Below are 15,563 nucleotides of genomic sequence, written 5' to 3' on the forward strand. Positions count from 1 at the left end.
TGACCCCGTGACCCGTGACCCCGTGACCCGTGACTCAGGAACCGTGCTCCCGCTGCCAGGAGGCCCGATGGAACAGGACTGGCTCTACTACCGCATCCTCGTCGACTCCTTCGAAGGGACCCAGGCCGTACTGGAGCACCCAGCGCTGCGCGCCGTCATTCGCGAGGCGCGGTGCCTGATCCCCGAAGGGCGGTACTTTTTCCTCCGTTTCGCCGACCACCGGGGCCTCCAGATCCGGCTGCGGATCGCCGGCCCGCTCGACGCGCTCGCGGAGCTGGAGCCGACGGCCGACCGCATGCTCCGGGACATCGGCCGCGAGGGACTTCACCAGGGAGTCGAAAAGGCGCTCTACGAACCGGAGTTCACCAAGTACGGCGGCCCGGCCGGGCTCGCGGGCGCGGAGCTGCTCTTCCAGGCCTCCAGTGACACGGCCCTCGGTCTCTTCGGAGCCACGTACTGGGCCGGCCGGTTCGGTTACGCCACCCTCCTCACCCGCCTCGCCGTCGACCTGCTGCCCCAGGCGCAGCACCGCTCCTTCCTCTACAACATGCGGTGGTACTGGACCGGGCAGAACGGCCCGCACTCCGCCCTCGCCCGGCAGCACGCAGCCGACTCGGCCGCCCGTGCCGAGGCACCGTTGCGCGCCCGCACCACCGCGATCCGCCAGGGCCCGCATTCCCCCGCCCTGTTGGACTACCAGCGGGCCCTGCGGGACCGGCTGGCCCACCCGGCCGCCCGCACCCCGGCGCACCTCCTCTTCCACTACGTGCACCTGATGAACAATCGACTGGGTGTCAAACCCATCGAGGAAGCCGTTATCGCCGATTTGCTGCTCCACTGGCAGCCGTGAGCGCTCTGGATGCGTCGCCGCCCGCACGACGCGTGCCCGCTCCGACCTCGCGCTCACCACTGCCGGTCGGCCGGCCGAGGGAGCGTGGCGGGCCGTCAGACAATCCCCGTGACCGTGCCGTCGGCCGTCGCCCGGACCTGCTTGGTGGCGCGAGTGCCACTGACATTGACAACGATCTGGATGTCGGCAGAGAACGGAAGGTTGCGCTTGATGATCGTGCTGACGACCTTGGCGCCGTCGATCTTCGAAGCGGGGACTGCGTCGACGATCAGTTTGGCGACAACAGCGGGCTTGATCGAGGAGTCGTCGAAAAGGTTCTGTTCCAGGGCTCCGGGGTCGCTGCCGCTGATGTCGACAGGCTGCGGGTCCTGGACGCTCCCGTCGCGGTACGTGAACTCGTTGACCTCGGTGGGCTTCGCGGGGTCGACCGCCTGGATCGCCATGCTGTCATCGGTCAGGTCGATCTCCAGCACCTTCATCGGCGACCCGCCCACCTTTGCGGCTATCGCCTGCAGTGCCTGCGTCATCGCGGGTGCGGTGGACATACCTGACGTGCTTCCGGCACCCGCGGAGGTCGACGTCGTCGCGGGGGTCGATGCCGCTGCGGAGGTTGACGTCGTCGCGGAGGTCGACCTCGTTGCGGAGGTCGATGTCGTCGTGGCGCCGACGGACGAACAGCCGGTGAGCCCGACAGCGACGGCAAGGGAGAGGGTGAGGACGGCGACATGGGAATGGCGGGACATAGGAACGTTCTCCAGTGCTGTGGCAGCGTTGGCCGCGCGCGAGGCGGCGGATTCGCACCACGAAGGGGCGGAAGCAGCCCGCGAACGCGGTGCCTGCGAAGACGATCATCGCCGTCCCTGGTGGCCATGGCATCGGTAGAACTACCTAACCGTGTACCGCCTACCGCCCAGTGAGCGCCAGTAGGTCGGGCAGCCGCGCAAGCGACGGGCGAGCCGGGCGGCAATGAGGCAGCCGCAGCACCTCGAGTCGGGTGTGACAGGCTCGCCCTGAGGATGGTGGCGGGTGCCGCGCGGTCGGCTTCACCACGCGCGGTGGGTGAGGGCAAGCAGATCGGTGTCATCGCCCGCGGCCTGCCCGGTGACCGGCTCTCGGTGGAGCGCCTGAAGAGGCTCGACGAACTCGGCCGCCGGCACACCTTGTGGTACGGCGAGCGTCACGAGGTCCTCGCCGAGTCCGTCCCGATCGCCGATGTACCGCCGCTCGTGCTGTCCGAAGTCCTGCGCGACATCGACCTGTTCGTGGGTGTGGCCAGCGTCGGCAACGACCCGACCTGGCAGGACGGCGGACCCGAGGGCCGTTTCCGGGAGTACTGGACGTCGTACGGCTTCGGGGAGCTCACCCAGAGCGCCGAGACGCGCCGCGTGTTGCTGGAGCGGCTCGTCCCCCGGCTGGCGATCGCCGACCGCTGCACCATCGAAGGCCGCTTCCTGCACGTGAAGGGTGAGCGCCACACGTACAAGATCCACCTCGGCTCGGGGAACATCCTGATGACGCCGAACGACCAGTACCTGTGCATCGTCCCGAAGTCCGACCCGGCCGCCCCGCAGGCCGGTTACCTTCCCTTCGAGGGCGACCGCATGCTGGCCGTGATCCTCAGTAAGGCGATGATGCTGGCTGACGACACGAAGATCACGGACCCGACGGTCCTCAGCCAGCTGTAGTGGGCCCGTCTGTGAACGTCGAAGAACCAGATCTGGCCGGATGATTGATCGCCAGGACACTGCCTAGCGCAGTGGCTCGCCGGAGAGGCGTTGGGCCAGGTAGACCGGGAGTACCGCCAGGACGATCAGCACCGCGGCGACGACGTCCACCACCGGGCCCTGGTTGGGGCGGGCCAGGTTGTCGAAGATCCACAGCGGCAGGGTCTGGGTGCCGGGGCCCGCGGTGAAGGTGGTCACCACGATCTCGTCGAAGGAGAGCGCGAAGGCCAGCAGGGCGCCGGCGAGGAGCGCGCCGCGCACGGCCGGGAGCGTGACGTACCAGAGGGTCTGGAACGTGTGCGCCCCGAGGTCCGCCGACGCCTCCTCGGTCGAGGGGGCGATGCGTCGCAGCCGCGCCGACACGTTGTTGAAGACCACCACGATGCAGAAGGTGGCGTGCCCGACGACGACGGTGAACAGGCCGAAGCCGACCCCGAGCGGGCTCAGCACGGTGCGGAACGCGGCGTTGAGCGCGATGCCGGTGACGATGCCGGGCAGGGCGATCGGCAGGATCAGCAGGAACGAGACCGACTGCCGGCCGAAGAACCGGTACCGGGTGGCGGCGAAGGCCGCCATGGTGCCCAGCACCAGCGCGACCGCGGTCGCGCCCAGTCCGGCCTTGAGTGAGGTGACGAGTGCCGTGCGCAACCCGGTCTCCTGCCAGGCGGCCGCCCACCATCGGGTGCTGAAGCCGGACGGGGGCCAGGCGAACGAGCGCGAGGCGTTGAAGGAGTTCACCAGGACCAGCAGCAGCGGGGCGTAGATGACGGCGAACCCCAGGGCCGTCGCCGTCCGGAGCAGGATCCGGGCAGTGCGGGAGAGTTGCACCAGGGCCTCACAGGCTGTCCAGTGCGCCGGTGCGGCGCACGGCGAGTAGGTAGCCGATGATCAGCAGCACCGGCACGCAGGACACCGCCGCCGCCAGGGGCAGGTTGAGCGTCACGTTGGACGCGATGACGTTGCCGAGCATGGACGTGGTGCCGCCGACGATCTGCACGGTCAGGTAGTCGCCCAGGCTCAGCGAGAAGGTGAAGATCGACCCGGCGATGAGCGCCGGCCTGGCCAGTGGCAGCACGACGGTGCGCAGGGTCCGCCAGGGTCCGGCACCGAGGTCCGCCGCGGCGGCGAGCAGGCTGTCGGGCAGTTGCTCGAACGCGGTGCACAGCGGCAGCACCATGTAGGGCAGCCACAGGTACGCGAGCACCATGACCACCGCCGGCACGCCGAACCCGGGGGAGTGCCCGCCGAACGGGGCGGTTATCCAGTCCAGCACGCCGCCGTGACTGAGCATCACCCACCAGGCGTAGGCCTTGACCAGGTACCCGGCCCACAGCGGCGTCAGCACCGCCACCAGCAGCAGGCGCCGGTTCCCGGGTCGGGCCACCCGGGCGATGTAGAAGGCCATCGGAAGCGCGATCACCGCGTCGATCACCGTCACCGACACCGCGATGCCCAGCGTGCGCAGGGCGACCTCCCGGTACTGCGGATCGGTCAGCAGCGAACGGAAGTTGTCGGCGGTCCAGCGGTGCTCGATGTTGGAGGTGAACTCGTTGGTGGTCCAGAACGCCGACAGCAGCAACACCGTCAGCGACCCCAGGTACGCCAGGACCAGCCAGGTCATCGGCGCCGCGAGCAGCGCTGTCAGCCGCAGGCCGGGGTGCCGGGACAGCGCCCCGGCCAGCCTGCGCACCGGGGTGCGTGCCGGGGTGCGTACCGGCGTTCGGGCCGCGGCGGGGGAGGCCATCAGCTCTTGATCCCGTTCCAGGCGGTGACCCACTGGGCGTAGGTGGTGCAGTCGTTGCGGCCGCTGCCGTCGGCGCACTGCGCGGTGGGCGTGGTCCAGAAGTAGACGTTCTTCCACCAGCTCTCGTCGGTGGCGTGGTACTCGCCGCAGAAGCCGGGGTTGTCGGTGATCTGCGCGCAGGCCTTGGAGTTGGCCGGGGCCTCGCCGAAGTACTCGGCGACCTGGGCGTTGACCGACGGCGAGACGATGTAGTTCATCCACTGGTAGGCACAGTCGGGGTGCTGGGCGTGCGCCGAGACCATCCAGGTGTCGGACCAGCCGGTGGAGCCCTCGGCGGGCAGGATCGCCTGCGTCTTCACCTTGCCGTCGGTGGCGACCGCCTGCTGGATCACCTCCCAGGTGGTGCCGATCAGATCATCGCCGGAGTCGAATGCGGCCTGCTCCTTGGTGTAGTCGCTCCAGTAGGAGCCGATCTGCTTCTTCTGGACCTTCAGCAGCCCCACTGCGGCGTCCAGTTGGGCCGGGGTGAGGGCGTAGGGGTTCCGGATGCCGAGCTCGGGCCTGGTCTTCATCAGGTAGAGCGCGGCGTCGGCGATGTAGATCGGGCTGTCGTACGCGGTGATGTGCCCGGCGTAAGGGGAACTGGCGGCGAAGACCGCGCCCCAGGAGGTCGGGGCGGGGGTGACCTTGTCGGTGTTGTACATCAGCAGGTTGGCGCCGCGGCCGTGCGGGATTCCGTACGGCACGCCGTTGACCGAGTTCCACGGCTGGTTCTTCAACCCGGGGTAGATGTCCGCGTAGTTGGGCACCAGCGCGGTGTTGACGGGCGCGACGTCGCCGCCGGCGATCAGGCGCAGCGTCGCGTCGCCGGAGGCCGAGACGGTGTCGTACTGGCCGGTCTTCATCAGCGCGACCATCTCGTCGGAGGTGCCCGCCACCTTGAGGTTCACCTTGCAGCCGGTCTGCCGGGTGAACGGGGTGACCCAGTCGACTGTCTTGCTGTCCTGCCCGTACTCGACGTAGCCGGCCCAGGCGACGATGTTGACGGTCCCCTCGCCGGGGCCCAGGGACTTGTGCGCGGGGATGCTCGGCGGGGCGAACCCGGTGCTCGCGCTGCTGCCACCGGCGTTCGATGCGCATGCGGTGGCCAGCAGCAGGGCGGAGGCGGCTGCCAGGGTGCGCAGGGTCCCGGTCCCGGTGCGGGTCCGGATCCGGGTGCGTGGGGTGCGGGTGCGCGGGGTCGGGGCGTGCTGGAGGTGCGGAAGGTGCGGGATGCTCATGAACTGCCTCACTGTGGTCAGGGGTTGATGCGGACGGTGTGCTGTCGCTGCCAGGCCAGCAGGACGGTCGCCCCCCGGCGCCGGGTGGCATCGGCGCCGGGTTCTTCGAGGTTCTGCCGGACGGCGACCAGCCGCCCGCCCGCCGCCAGGTCCACCAGGAAGCGGGTCTGCGCGCCGGCGTAGACGACCTCGCCGATCGTCCCGGTGACGACGTACTCGTCGGGACCGGTCGGCTCGTCGGGACGGGCGATGCGGATCTTCTCGGGACGCACCGAGTACGTCCCCGACTCGCCGAACACCTGGGCGGCGAGGGCGCCCCGGAGCAGGTTGGAGGTGCCGACGAAGCCTGCCACGAACGCGGTGGCCGGCTGCTCGTAGACCTCGGCGGGTGTGCCGACCTGCTCGATCCGCCCCGCGTTGAAGACCGCGATCCGGTCGCTCATGGTCAGTGCCTCGTCCTGGTCATGGGTGACGAAGACGAAGGTGATGCCGGCCTCGCGCTGGATCTGCTTGAGTTCGAGCTGCATCTCCTGACGGAGCTTCAGATCGAGGGCGCCCAGTGGCTCGTCGAGCAGCAGCACGGGCGGGCGGTTGACCAGGGCGCGGGCCAGCGCGACGCGTTGGCGCTGCCCGCCGGAGAGTTCGGCGGGGCGCCGGTCGCCGAAGGAGGGAAGCCGCACGGTCGCCAGCGCCTCGGCGACCCGCTCGGCCCGCTCCGCCCGGGGCACCCGTTTCACCTTCAGGCCGTACTCGATGTTCTGCCGCACCGACAGATGCGGAAAGAGGGCGTAATCCTGGAACACCGTGTTGACGTCGCGGTCGAATGCCGCCATTCGGGTGACATCGACGCCACCGAGCAGCACCCGGCCGGCGCTCGGGGCCTCGAAGCCCGCGATCATGCGCAGCACGGTGGTCTTGCCCGAGCCGGAGGGCCCGAGCATCGAGAAGAACTCGCCGGGTCCGACCTCCAGATCGATGCCGTCCACGGCGCGTACCGCGCCGAACGCCTTGCTGACCCCGGACAGCACGACCGCGCCGGGGGTGGGTGGTCGGGTGGCCAGGTGATCGGGTGGTCGGGTGGCTGGGCTGGGGGACGGACTGGGCGTCATACCGCACCTCGTTCTCGCGGTCTGCTACTCGCAAACCATCATCGGGCCACTGGATCTGACGCTGCGTCGGCAAGGCATCGCTCTCCGCGGTTCGAGGCCGAGAACCGTCGTCCGATGTCGGCCGCGGAGGACGCCGGGCTCAGCAGCCCGTACCAGGCCGAGCACTCCGGCTGGTGGCACCGGAACCTCTGCGAGGCGCTGGGCCAGGTGCTGTCAGGTCGCCACGTCGCCGCGATCGTGGCGCCGATGAGGTCGCGGGCGTCCCGGCCGCAGGGCGCCGGCCCGCCGACCGGAGGGCCACCTCCGGGGCGGGCCGCCGGAGCGGTCCGGGGCCGGGCGGCAGTCGCGGCTCGCTGCGAACGGTCATAGCGTGGACACCCAGTGTAGTTCTGCCGTCGCGGCTCGGTGTCCACGAAAGGGAAACCATGACCAGCAAGGCCAGCATCGTCTTCGCCCACGGACTCTGGGCCGACGGGTCGTGCTTCAGCAAGCTCATCCCCACGCTCCAGGCTGAAGGGCACGAGGTCCTCAGCTCGCAGCACGGCCTCGATTCACTCGAAGGCGACGTCGCGTGTGTCACCCGTGCCATCAACCACGTGCCCGGCCCCGTCGTGCTCGTCGGTCACTCCTACGGCGGCACCCTGATCACCAAGGCCGGCATCCACGACCGCGTGGGCGCTCTGGTCTACATTGCCGCGCTCGCCCCCGACGAGGACGAGACCTCGCAGGACCAGCAGAACAAGTTCGCGGGCATGCCCGTCTTCGAGCACCTCGATATCACCGACGGCCGCCTCTGGCTCCTCGAGTCGGGCATCGGCGACTTCTGCGGCGATCTGCCGGCAGCCGAGCAGAAGTTCGTCCTCGCGACGGGCGCCGTGCCGGTCGCGGAGCTGTTCAATCAGCAGGTTCCCGGCACCGCCTGGCGCACGAAGCCCAGCTGGTACATCGTCGCCAACAACGACCGCACCGTGAACCCGGACCTGGAGCGGGCCGCCGCGGAGCGCATCGGCGCGAAGACCTACGCCGTCGACAGCAGCCACGTGCCCATGCTCTCGCACCCCGACTTCGTCCTCGACGTCATCCGCGACGCCGCGAAGACCCTTGAGGCGTAGAGCCGCCGCCTGCCGCTGCCCGCCGCGCCCCGCTGATCGCTTCAGGCCTGCTCCGGCGGGGCGTCGGTCGCTGCGGGGTGGATCGGGAGGCGGACCTGGAAGCGGGTGTCGCCGGGCGCGGATTCGAGGCGCAGGTCGCCGCGGTGCCGGTTGACGATGATGCGCCAGGAGACGTCCAGGCCCAGGCCGGTGCCCTCGCCGACGGGTTTGGTGGTGAAGAACGGGTCGAAGACCCGGCTCTGCACATCGGCGGGCACGCCGGGGCCGGTGTCGCGGAACTCGACCAGCACCTGCTCCCCGTCCCGCGCGGTCCGGACGGTGAGGGTGCCGTCGCCGGCTCCGGCGCTGCGCATGGCCCAGACGGCGTTGTCGATCAGGTTCGTCCAGACCTGGTTCAGCTCGGCGGGGTAGCCGGGGACACGGGGCAGTGTGCGGTCGTACTCGCGCACGACCGTGATCTCCGGGCCGATCTTCGCTGCGAGCAGCAACAGCGTGCTGTCCAGCAGCTCGTGGACATCCGCCCGCTGGTACGGGGCCCGGTCCAGCTGCGTGTACTGCTTGGCCGCCCCGACCAGCGCGGAGACGCGGTGGGTCGCGTCCTCGATCTCGTTCAGCAGCAGTTCGGCCTCGACCGTGCAGGTCAGCCAGGTCAGCGCGGTGCCGAGCACCTCGGCGGGCAGCGCACCCGCGATCGGGTCCAGCCAGTCGGTACCCAGCCCCGCCTGGACGAGGACCGGCGCGAGCTCCCAGCCGTCGGCGACGTCGTGCTCCTCCAGCCAGTCACCGACCTCGTCCTCCCGGTCGGTGGCCTGGAGCGGGCCGAGCGGCGGGGCCTGCCCCATCCGGCCGAGGGTCAGGTCCTGAAGATCGCTCAGGCACGCCAGGTCCTCGCCCCGGCGTGGCTCGGCCGTGAGTGCGGCGAACTCCCGACGTGCCCTGGCGATGCGCTCGCGCAGCGCGGAGGTGGCGCGCACGGCGGCGGCCGCGGGGTTGTTCAGCTCGTGGGTGAGCCCGGCCGTCACCGTTCCGAGGGCCAGCAGCCGCTCCCGCTGCCCGACCGCGTCCTGGGTGTTCTTGAATCCGAAGAACAGGCCCTCCAGCAGGTGGACGGCCATCGGGAACCAGTCACGCACGATCTGCGCGAAGGCTGCCGCGGGCAGGACGAAGAACCGGGACCGCTCGGTGACCCGCAGCGAGTTGTTGTACACCTGTGGCACCTGGTCGCCCAGGTACGCCTGGAAGGCCCCGGCGTACACCCCGGGCGCGGAGGTGCGGCTGACATCCACCTCCTGGCCGCCGACGCGGCGCGAGAGCACCACGGTGCCGTGGAACAGCACGTAGAAGTTCACGGCCGGATCGCCTTCCCGGTACACGGGGCCCGGGCCGAAGTACTCCACACGGCCGTCCCGGCACAGCTGGGCGAGTTGCCCGGAGGTCAGCTTCTCGAACAGGAAGAGCGTGCGCAGCTCCTGCTCGTCGCAGCCCGCCGGGCGGGCGGCAGTCATGACTGCTCCAGGTACCGGTGCGCGAGCATGACGGCCATGGCGCCTTCGCCGACCGCGGAGGCGACCCGCTTGGCGGACTCCGCCCGCACGTCCCCGGCCGCGAACACCCCTGGCACGCTGGTCTCCAGATGATAGGGAGACCGGTCGAGCACCCAGCCGGCCGGAGGGCGCCCGTCGGCGCTCAGATCGGGGCCGGTCAGCACGAAGCCGCGGGGGTCCCTGAGCAGCGTGCCGTCCAGCCAGTCGGTCAGCGGCTCCGCGCCGATGAAGACGTACATCCACTGGGCGTCGACCGCCTCGGACCGCCCGGTCACCCGGTTGCGCAGGGTCAGCCCTTCCAGGTGCTCCCTGCCGTGGGCCGCCTCGACGACCGTGTCCGTGCGCACGGAGATGTTGGGGGCGTCCTCGACCCGCTGCAGCAGGTAGAAGGACATCGAGGCGGCCAGCTCCGGCGCCCGCACCAGCAGGGTGACCTGCCGGGCATGGCGGGCGAGGAACATCGCGGCCTGGCCGGCGGAGTTCGCCCCGCCCACGATGAACACCTCCTGCCCCTGGCAGGCGGCCGCCTCGGTCAGCGCCGAGCCGTAGTAGACCCCGCGCCCGGTCAGCTCGGCGACTCCCGGCACGTCCAGCTGCCGGTACGACACGCCCGTCGCCAGGATCACGGCCTGGGCCGAGACGGCGGAGCTGTCGGCGAAGCGCAGCGTGCGGGCGGCCCCGTTCACCTCCAGCCCGGTGACCTTGCACGCCGTGAGCAGTTCCGCGCCGAACTTCGTGGCCTGGCGGCGCGCCCGGTCGGTGAGCTGCGCGCCGGAGACCCCGTCGGGGAAGCCCAGGTAGTTCTCGATGCGCGAGCTCTGGCCCGCCTGGCCCCCGGTCGCCTCCCGCTCCACCAGGACGGTGCGCAGGCCCTCCGAGGCTCCGTAGACGGCCGCGCCGAGCCCGGCGGGGCCGCCGCCGACGATGACCAGGTCGTAGAAGTCCGCCGCCGGGGTGGTCGACAGCCCGACGTGGGCGGCCAGGTCGCGTTCCTCGGGTTCCGCGAGCACCGTGCCGTCCGGTACCACCACGAGCGGCAGCCGCCGCGGGTCCAGCCCGGCGGCGGCCAGCAGGCGCATGCCCTCCGGCTCCTCGCTGGAGTACCACCGGTACGGCACCTGGTTGCGGGCCAGGAACTCCCGGATCTGCGACGACCGGGCCGACCAGCGGTGCCCGACGACCTTCGTGGTGTCCACCGCCAGGCCGTCGGTGTCCCGCCACGACTCCAGCAGGTCGTCCACCACCGGGTACAGCTTCTCCTCGGGTGGCTCCCACGGCTTGAGCAGGTAGTGGTCGAGGTCGACGACGTTGATCGCGTCGATCGCGGCGTCGGTGTCGGCGTAGGCGGTCAGCAGCACCCGCCGGGCTCCCGGGTAGAGATCGAGCGCCTCTTCGAGGAACTCGATGCCGTTCATCCGGGGCATCCGGTAGTCCGCCAGGATCACCGCCACCGGCGCGCCCCGCAGCTTCAGCTCCCGCAGCGTCTCCAGCGCCGACGCGCCGGACTCTGCGCGGACCACCCGGTGGTCGCTCCCGTAGCGACGGCGCAGGTCCCGGGCAACCGCACGGGACACCGCGGGATCGTCGTCCACGGTCAATATCACGGTCCGTGCCGCATCAGTGACCTCTGGCATGGCCCACCATCCAGGACTGTCGCCGGCTCCAGGGGAACAGCCCTTCCAGTGTGCTCGCCGACCCGTGGTCCGGCCCACCGCCGGTCCCGCTGCCGTTCCCGCTGCTGGACCGGTGGCGCGCCTACTCGTCAGTAGGTGGCGCGCCTACGCGTAAGTCCTGGAGGTCAATCCTTCAGCCGTACGGTCCGAGCGGAAGCCCAGGCCGTGGCGACGTCGTCCTCATCCGCCGCGCCCTGCTGTGGCATCCGGACGGGGTCCGGATGCGGCAGCGCGCCGTAGACGGGCCGTCCTTGCAGGATGCGCTGGACCAGGAAGGCGGCACCCAGGGTGACCAGGCCGCCGATCACGTCCATGACGTAGTGCTGGGCCGTCGCGATGATGACCGTGAAGGTCGCCACCGGGTACAGGATGCCCAGGATCTTCACCCACTTACGCTTGGCCAGGTGGGCGATCGCCAGGGCACACCAGACCGCCCAGCCGATGTGGAGGGACGGCATCGCGGCGAACTCGTTCGTCATCGAGCCGGACAGGCCCGCCACTCCGCTGCAGGTCTGCTCGCCCCAGGTGTGGTGGACGCAGAACGTGTCGATGAACCGGGTCGGGTCGAGCAGGCGCGGCGGGGCGACGGCATAGAGGTAGAAGCCGATCAGGGCCACGCCGTTCATCGCGAACATCACGGTGCGGACCGCGCGGTAGCGGTCAGGGAACTTGAGGTAGACCCAGATGAAGACGGCTATCGTGACGATGAAGTGGAGCGTCGCGTAGTAGTAGTTCATCCCCACGACCAGCCAGCCGACCTTGGCGATCGTGTGGTTGAGCCAATGCTCGATGTCGATGTGGAGCGCGTGCTCCAGACTCAGGATGTCCCGGCCCCGGTGGTAGGGGGCCGAGCCGCCGGTGCTCGCCGCGTTCTGCGTCACCCGGTAGCAGTAGTAGGCGATGCCGATGAGCGCGATCTCGATCCACATGGTGGGGCGGTTCACCGGTCGCAGCCGGGCCGGCAGGATCGGGCCGATCTTCGGGAATCCGCGTTTCGCGCTCGTCCCTGTGCCGTTCGTCCCGTTCTCGGTGCCAGTACCGCTCCTAGTGGACCCGGATTGTTTGTCCAGCGGTTGAGTCGTCGTCATGATCTGAAATGCTAGCTCTGATCAACTCGCGGTCGCCTCCTCAGCCCGGGCCGGTTGCGCGCCTCGACGCGAGGCCTTCATGAGAGAACCCGACCCGACGTCGTCGTCGACTTCGACGCCTTCCGCGTCCACCGACACGCCTTCCGCGTCCACCGACACGACCGCGCCGGGGCCTCCTCTGTGAACACCACCAGGTCGCACGGGTTTTCGGCGCCTTCGAGGTACCGCGGGGCGAAGATCAAAGGATTGCAGCCGGGCGGGCCAACTTGTAGGGTCGGAAAGCTGATCTTGGTTGTCAGTGCTCTGACGTCCCACCACTGTCAAATGCCCCGTTTGTCACAGCGGGTGCCCGTGGCGGCAACGGTCCGCCGGCAGAAGGACGGGGAACTGCTGGTCGAGTCCGAGGGAAGGGAACCGCCGTCAACACGCCGATAGTTCAACAGCGGGCCGGTATCGCCGAAGTCGTCACCGAACCGCTCGCCACGCCGGGCGCCGTTCGATGAACCCGGTGGCCGAAGCGCACGACTCTCCGGTGATCGTCGTCAAGTACGGTGGTGCCGCATTCGACAGCAGCCTCCTGTCGTCCTCGGCCGCGCGGAACCTCGCCACGCTCGCGCGCGGCGGCCGTCGCGTGCTGCTGGTGCACGGCGGCGGCCGCGCGGTGACCGAGGAGGCGACCCGACGGGGCCTTGTCACGCGCTTCGTGGACGGGCTGCGGGCGACCGACCGGGAGATGCTCGACGTGGTCCGTACGGTCATGGTCGGCCGCCTCAACAAGGACCTGGTCGGCCAGCTCGGCCGCAGCGGCATACGCGCCATCGGCCTGTCCGGCGAGGACGCGGGGCTGATCAGGGCCCGTACGTTTCGCCCGGGCGGCGGCACGGTGGACCTCGGCTACGTCGGCGAGCCGGCCGAGGTGCGCACGGACGTCCTGCACATGGTGTGGCGAGCCGGCATGGTGCCGGTGGTCGCGAGCGTGGCAGCCGACGAGGCGGGAGTCCCGCACAACATCAACGCGGACTCCGCCGCCGCCGCCCTCGCGGCAGCCCTGTGCGCCGAGCGTCTCGTCTACGTCACCGACGTGGACGGCCTGCTGCGGGATCCGGCTGACCCGAAGTCCCGCATCGTGCGGCTGAGCAGCCGGGAGCTCGACGAACTGTTGCGCAACCAGCCGCCCAAGGACGGCATGCTTCCCAAGCTCACTGCCGCGCTCGACGCGCTGCGCTCCGGCGTGCGTCAGGTGCGCATCATCGGCAGCCGCCAGGAAGACGCCGTCCTCCTCGCTGCCACCACCGACACCACGGTCGGAACGACTTTTTACGGCCATGAGTGATGAGTGACTACCGTAAGGGCTGAGCTGTGAACCCGTTCGAGAATGACGCCGCAGGTTTCTCGTCCTGATCAACGGTGCGGGCCGGCACTCGCTCTGGCCGGCGAGCAATGCTGTTCCAGATGGCTGGAATGGTGCATATGGGGAGGCGTCGCGTGCAGAGTGCCTCAATTCTGTTGAGTCCTCCTGGACGGATATGCGCCCGAAGAGCCTTCAGGTAATCGACTCCTCTGCTTGATCCGGAGAAGCGAACACCGCCGATAGCGCTGAGGCACTCCTCGGAGGAGCTCAAGGCCGATGCCGTGGCCCCGTGGTGTCCCACTCCGGTCACGACGCCCAGGACAGGACACATCGCGTGAATTCGCCCACGCGTACGGCGCGTTGGGCGTCACTCCGTCCGGGGCAGGGTCGACTGTCGTCCAGTGGCTCACCGGCGACAACACCCGCCGCAGGCACTCCGCCAACGGACACAACAGCCCCACGATCTGCAAAGGCCGGTACCAGTACGAGTCCGCTAGGCTCACGCTCGCCGCATGATCACCGAACGCGTGTCCACTTTCTCGGGGAAAGCCCGACTATGTGCGTACGGAACTGATCACACGTCAGAAGTCTGTCCGTTTTAGTTGGAAGGCGCACGCATGTCTGGTTCTGTGAACGGTGACCTCAACCTGATGGCGAGCCAGGTGGGCGTGTGGTTCGCGCAGCAGTTCGCTCCTGCCGGCATGACGTACCAGATCGCGGAGTATGTGGAGATCCACGGCGCGGTGGACGTCGTTCTGTTCGAGGCGGCGCTGCGCAGAACGGTGGCGGAGGCTGAGGCGCTGTCGCTGCGCTTCCGACAGGTCGGGGACCGGGTGAGCCAATTCGTCGATCCGCAGCCGGGTTGGCCCCTCGACGTGGTGGACGTCAGCGGCGCGGATGATCCGTTGGCCGATGCGCTTGCCTGGATGCGGGCAGAGATGGCACGTCCGATGGACCTCGAACGCGGCCCGCTGTACACGATGGTGCTGTTCGTGGCCGGCCCGGAGCGGCTCCTCTGGTACCAGCGCGGACATCACCTGGTGGGCGACGGCTACAGCGGGTTCCTGGTGGCCCGGCGGGTCGCTGAGATCTACACGGCCACGGCCGAGGGGCGGGAGGACTGCGGGGCCGCACTGCCACCGCTGCGCCACCTGCTGGAGCAGGACGCGGCCTACCGCGCATCCGAACGGTTCGAGGCTGACCGGGAGTACTGGACGCAGGCGCTGACGGACGCGCCGGAGCCGGTCAGCCTGGCCGGACGCATCGCCCCGGCCTCGAACGGTTTCCTGCGCCACACCGTCGACATGGCACCGGAAACGGCAGAACGGCTGCGTGCGGCGGCCAAGGGGTACCGTACCGCGCTACCGGTGCTGGTGATGGCCGCGGCGGCTCTGTATACAGCGCGGCTGACCGGGGGCGACGAGGCGATGCTCGGCCTGCCGGTGAGCGCCCGTACCAGCGAACTGCAGCGCACCGTCCCCGGAGATCTTGCGAACGCCCTTCCGCTGCGCATACCCGTGGACTCCGGTGCCACGCTGGCCGACCTGATGCGACAGGTCAGTGCCGTCATGCGTGGTGCGCTGCGGCACCAGAACTATCGGCTCGAGGACATGCGCCGGGACCTCGGACGCGTCGGGTTGGGTGGAGACCTGTTCGTGTCGAGCGTCAACGTGATGGCGCTCGACGAGGATGCGCTGCGCTTCGCCGGCCACCACGCCACGGTGCACAACCTGTCCAACGGGGTGGTGAAGAATCTGGATTTCGTGGTCTACGACCGCGGGCGACACGGGATCCGGTTGACGGTCAACGCGAATCCGGCGATATACGGGTCCGAGGATGTGGCCGCGCACACCGAGCGTTTTGCCCGGCTGCTCGAAACCCTGGTCGTGGCCGATCCGGGCTTGCGGGTTTCGGGTGTTGAGGTGCTTGATGCGGTTGAGCGTGAGCGGGTGTTGGTGGGGTGGAACGACACGGCGGTGCCGGTGTCGGTTGGGACGTTGCCGGGGTTGTTCGAGGCGCAGGTGGTGAAGTCCCCGGATGCGGTGGCGGTGGTGTTCGAGGGTCGGGAGGTGTCGTATGGGGAGTTGA

Annotated in this window: 13 protein-coding genes and 1 pseudogene; 6 read left to right on the top strand and 8 right to left on the bottom strand. The window is 69.6% G+C overall.

The annotated features are described in order from the left end of the window. Nucleotides 1-67 precede the first annotated feature (67 nt). Nucleotides 68-850 carry a thiopeptide-type bacteriocin biosynthesis protein gene (locus ACFZB9_RS30915; protein ID WP_391452640.1) on the top strand — a complete coding sequence of 261 codons (783 nt, stop codon included), beginning with the start codon at nt 68-70 and terminating at the stop codon, nt 848-850. Between the two features lie 95 nt (nt 851-945). Here the strand turns inward: ACFZB9_RS30915 and ACFZB9_RS30920 are convergent, their stop codons facing one another. After that, nucleotides 946-1,395, bottom strand: a complete 450-nt coding sequence (locus tag ACFZB9_RS30920; protein WP_391452641.1) for a hypothetical protein — start codon at nt 1,393-1,395, stop codon at nt 946-948. A 663-nt stretch (nt 1,396-2,058) separates the two neighbouring features. On the opposite strand from ACFZB9_RS30920, the pseudogene ACFZB9_RS30925 reads away from it, so the two are divergent. Next, nucleotides 2,059-2,535 (top strand): annotated as a pseudogene (locus ACFZB9_RS30925) (hypothetical protein); the annotation flags it as partial. Nucleotides 2,536-2,598: 63 nt separating this feature from the next. Here ACFZB9_RS30925 and ACFZB9_RS30930 read toward each other — a convergent pair. Genes ACFZB9_RS30930 through ACFZB9_RS30945 form a run of 4 tightly spaced genes read right to left on the bottom strand, consistent with a single transcriptional unit; the run spans nt 2,599 to nt 6,707 of the window. After that, nucleotides 2,599-3,402, bottom strand: a complete 804-nt coding sequence (locus tag ACFZB9_RS30930; RefSeq protein ID WP_391452642.1) for an ABC transporter permease — start codon at nt 3,400-3,402, stop codon at nt 2,599-2,601. A 7-nt stretch (nt 3,403-3,409) separates the two neighbouring features. Beyond that, nucleotides 3,410-4,318: an ABC transporter permease gene (locus ACFZB9_RS30935; protein WP_391452643.1), complete on the bottom strand. Its 909-nt coding sequence runs from the start codon at nt 4,316-4,318 to the stop codon at nt 3,410-3,412. Further along, nucleotides 4,318-5,598, bottom strand: coding sequence for an ABC transporter substrate-binding protein (locus ACFZB9_RS30940; protein ID WP_391452645.1), 1,281 nt, complete (start codon nt 5,596-5,598; stop codon nt 4,318-4,320). Before ACFZB9_RS30940 ends, ACFZB9_RS30935 begins: the two co-directional genes overlap by 1 nt. 17 nt (nt 5,599-5,615) lie before the next feature. After that, nucleotides 5,616-6,707, bottom strand: coding sequence for an ABC transporter ATP-binding protein (locus ACFZB9_RS30945; RefSeq protein ID WP_391452647.1), 1,092 nt, complete (start codon nt 6,705-6,707; stop codon nt 5,616-5,618). Nucleotides 6,708-7,132: 425 nt separating this feature from the next. Between ACFZB9_RS30945 and ACFZB9_RS30950 the strand changes: the two genes are divergently transcribed. Beyond that, a complete protein-coding gene (locus ACFZB9_RS30950; RefSeq protein ID WP_391452649.1) occupies nt 7,133-7,819 on the top strand; it encodes an alpha/beta fold hydrolase in 687 nt (228 codons plus the stop codon). Nucleotides 7,820-7,860: 41 nt separating this feature from the next. Here the strand turns inward: ACFZB9_RS30950 and ACFZB9_RS30955 are convergent, their stop codons facing one another. The 3 genes from ACFZB9_RS30955 to ACFZB9_RS30965 all read right to left on the bottom strand — a co-directional run bounded on the left by ACFZB9_RS30955 (nt 7,861) and on the right by ACFZB9_RS30965 (nt 12,124). Further along, nucleotides 7,861-9,324, bottom strand: coding sequence for an ATP-binding protein (locus tag ACFZB9_RS30955; RefSeq protein WP_391452650.1), 1,464 nt, complete (start codon nt 9,322-9,324; stop codon nt 7,861-7,863). Then, nucleotides 9,321-10,997 (bottom strand): FAD-dependent oxidoreductase, encoded by a 1,677-nt coding sequence (locus ACFZB9_RS30960; protein WP_391452652.1) that lies wholly within the window; start codon nt 10,995-10,997, stop codon nt 9,321-9,323. The genes ACFZB9_RS30955 and ACFZB9_RS30960 overlap by 4 nt, the downstream gene beginning before the upstream one ends. A 164-nt stretch (nt 10,998-11,161) precedes the next feature. Next, the gene (locus tag ACFZB9_RS30965) at nt 11,162-12,124 is read right to left on the bottom strand and encodes a phosphatase PAP2 family protein (RefSeq protein ID WP_391452653.1); all 963 of its coding nucleotides are present in this window, start codon (nt 12,122-12,124) and stop codon (nt 11,162-11,164) included. A 499-nt stretch (nt 12,125-12,623) separates the two neighbouring features. Between ACFZB9_RS30965 and argB the strand changes: the two genes are divergently transcribed. The 3 genes from argB to ACFZB9_RS30980 form a co-directional block, all read left to right on the top strand. Then, the gene (gene argB / locus ACFZB9_RS30970; protein WP_391452655.1) at nt 12,624-13,457 is read left to right on the top strand and encodes an acetylglutamate kinase; all 834 of its coding nucleotides are present in this window, start codon (nt 12,624-12,626) and stop codon (nt 13,455-13,457) included. Between the two features lie 67 nt (nt 13,458-13,524). Further along, nucleotides 13,525-13,692 carry an MbtH family NRPS accessory protein gene (locus ACFZB9_RS30975; protein ID WP_391452672.1) on the top strand — a complete coding sequence of 56 codons (168 nt, stop codon included), beginning with the start codon at nt 13,525-13,527 and terminating at the stop codon, nt 13,690-13,692. A gap of 400 nt (nt 13,693-14,092) precedes the next feature. After that, on the top strand, nt 14,093-15,563 hold a 1,471-nt coding region (locus ACFZB9_RS30980), incomplete at its 3' end, for a condensation domain-containing protein (RefSeq protein WP_391452657.1).

The sequence above is a fragment of the Kitasatospora sp. NPDC008050 genome, from assembly GCF_042957465.1.
GTDB lineage: Bacteria > Actinomycetota > Actinomycetes > Streptomycetales > Streptomycetaceae > Kitasatospora.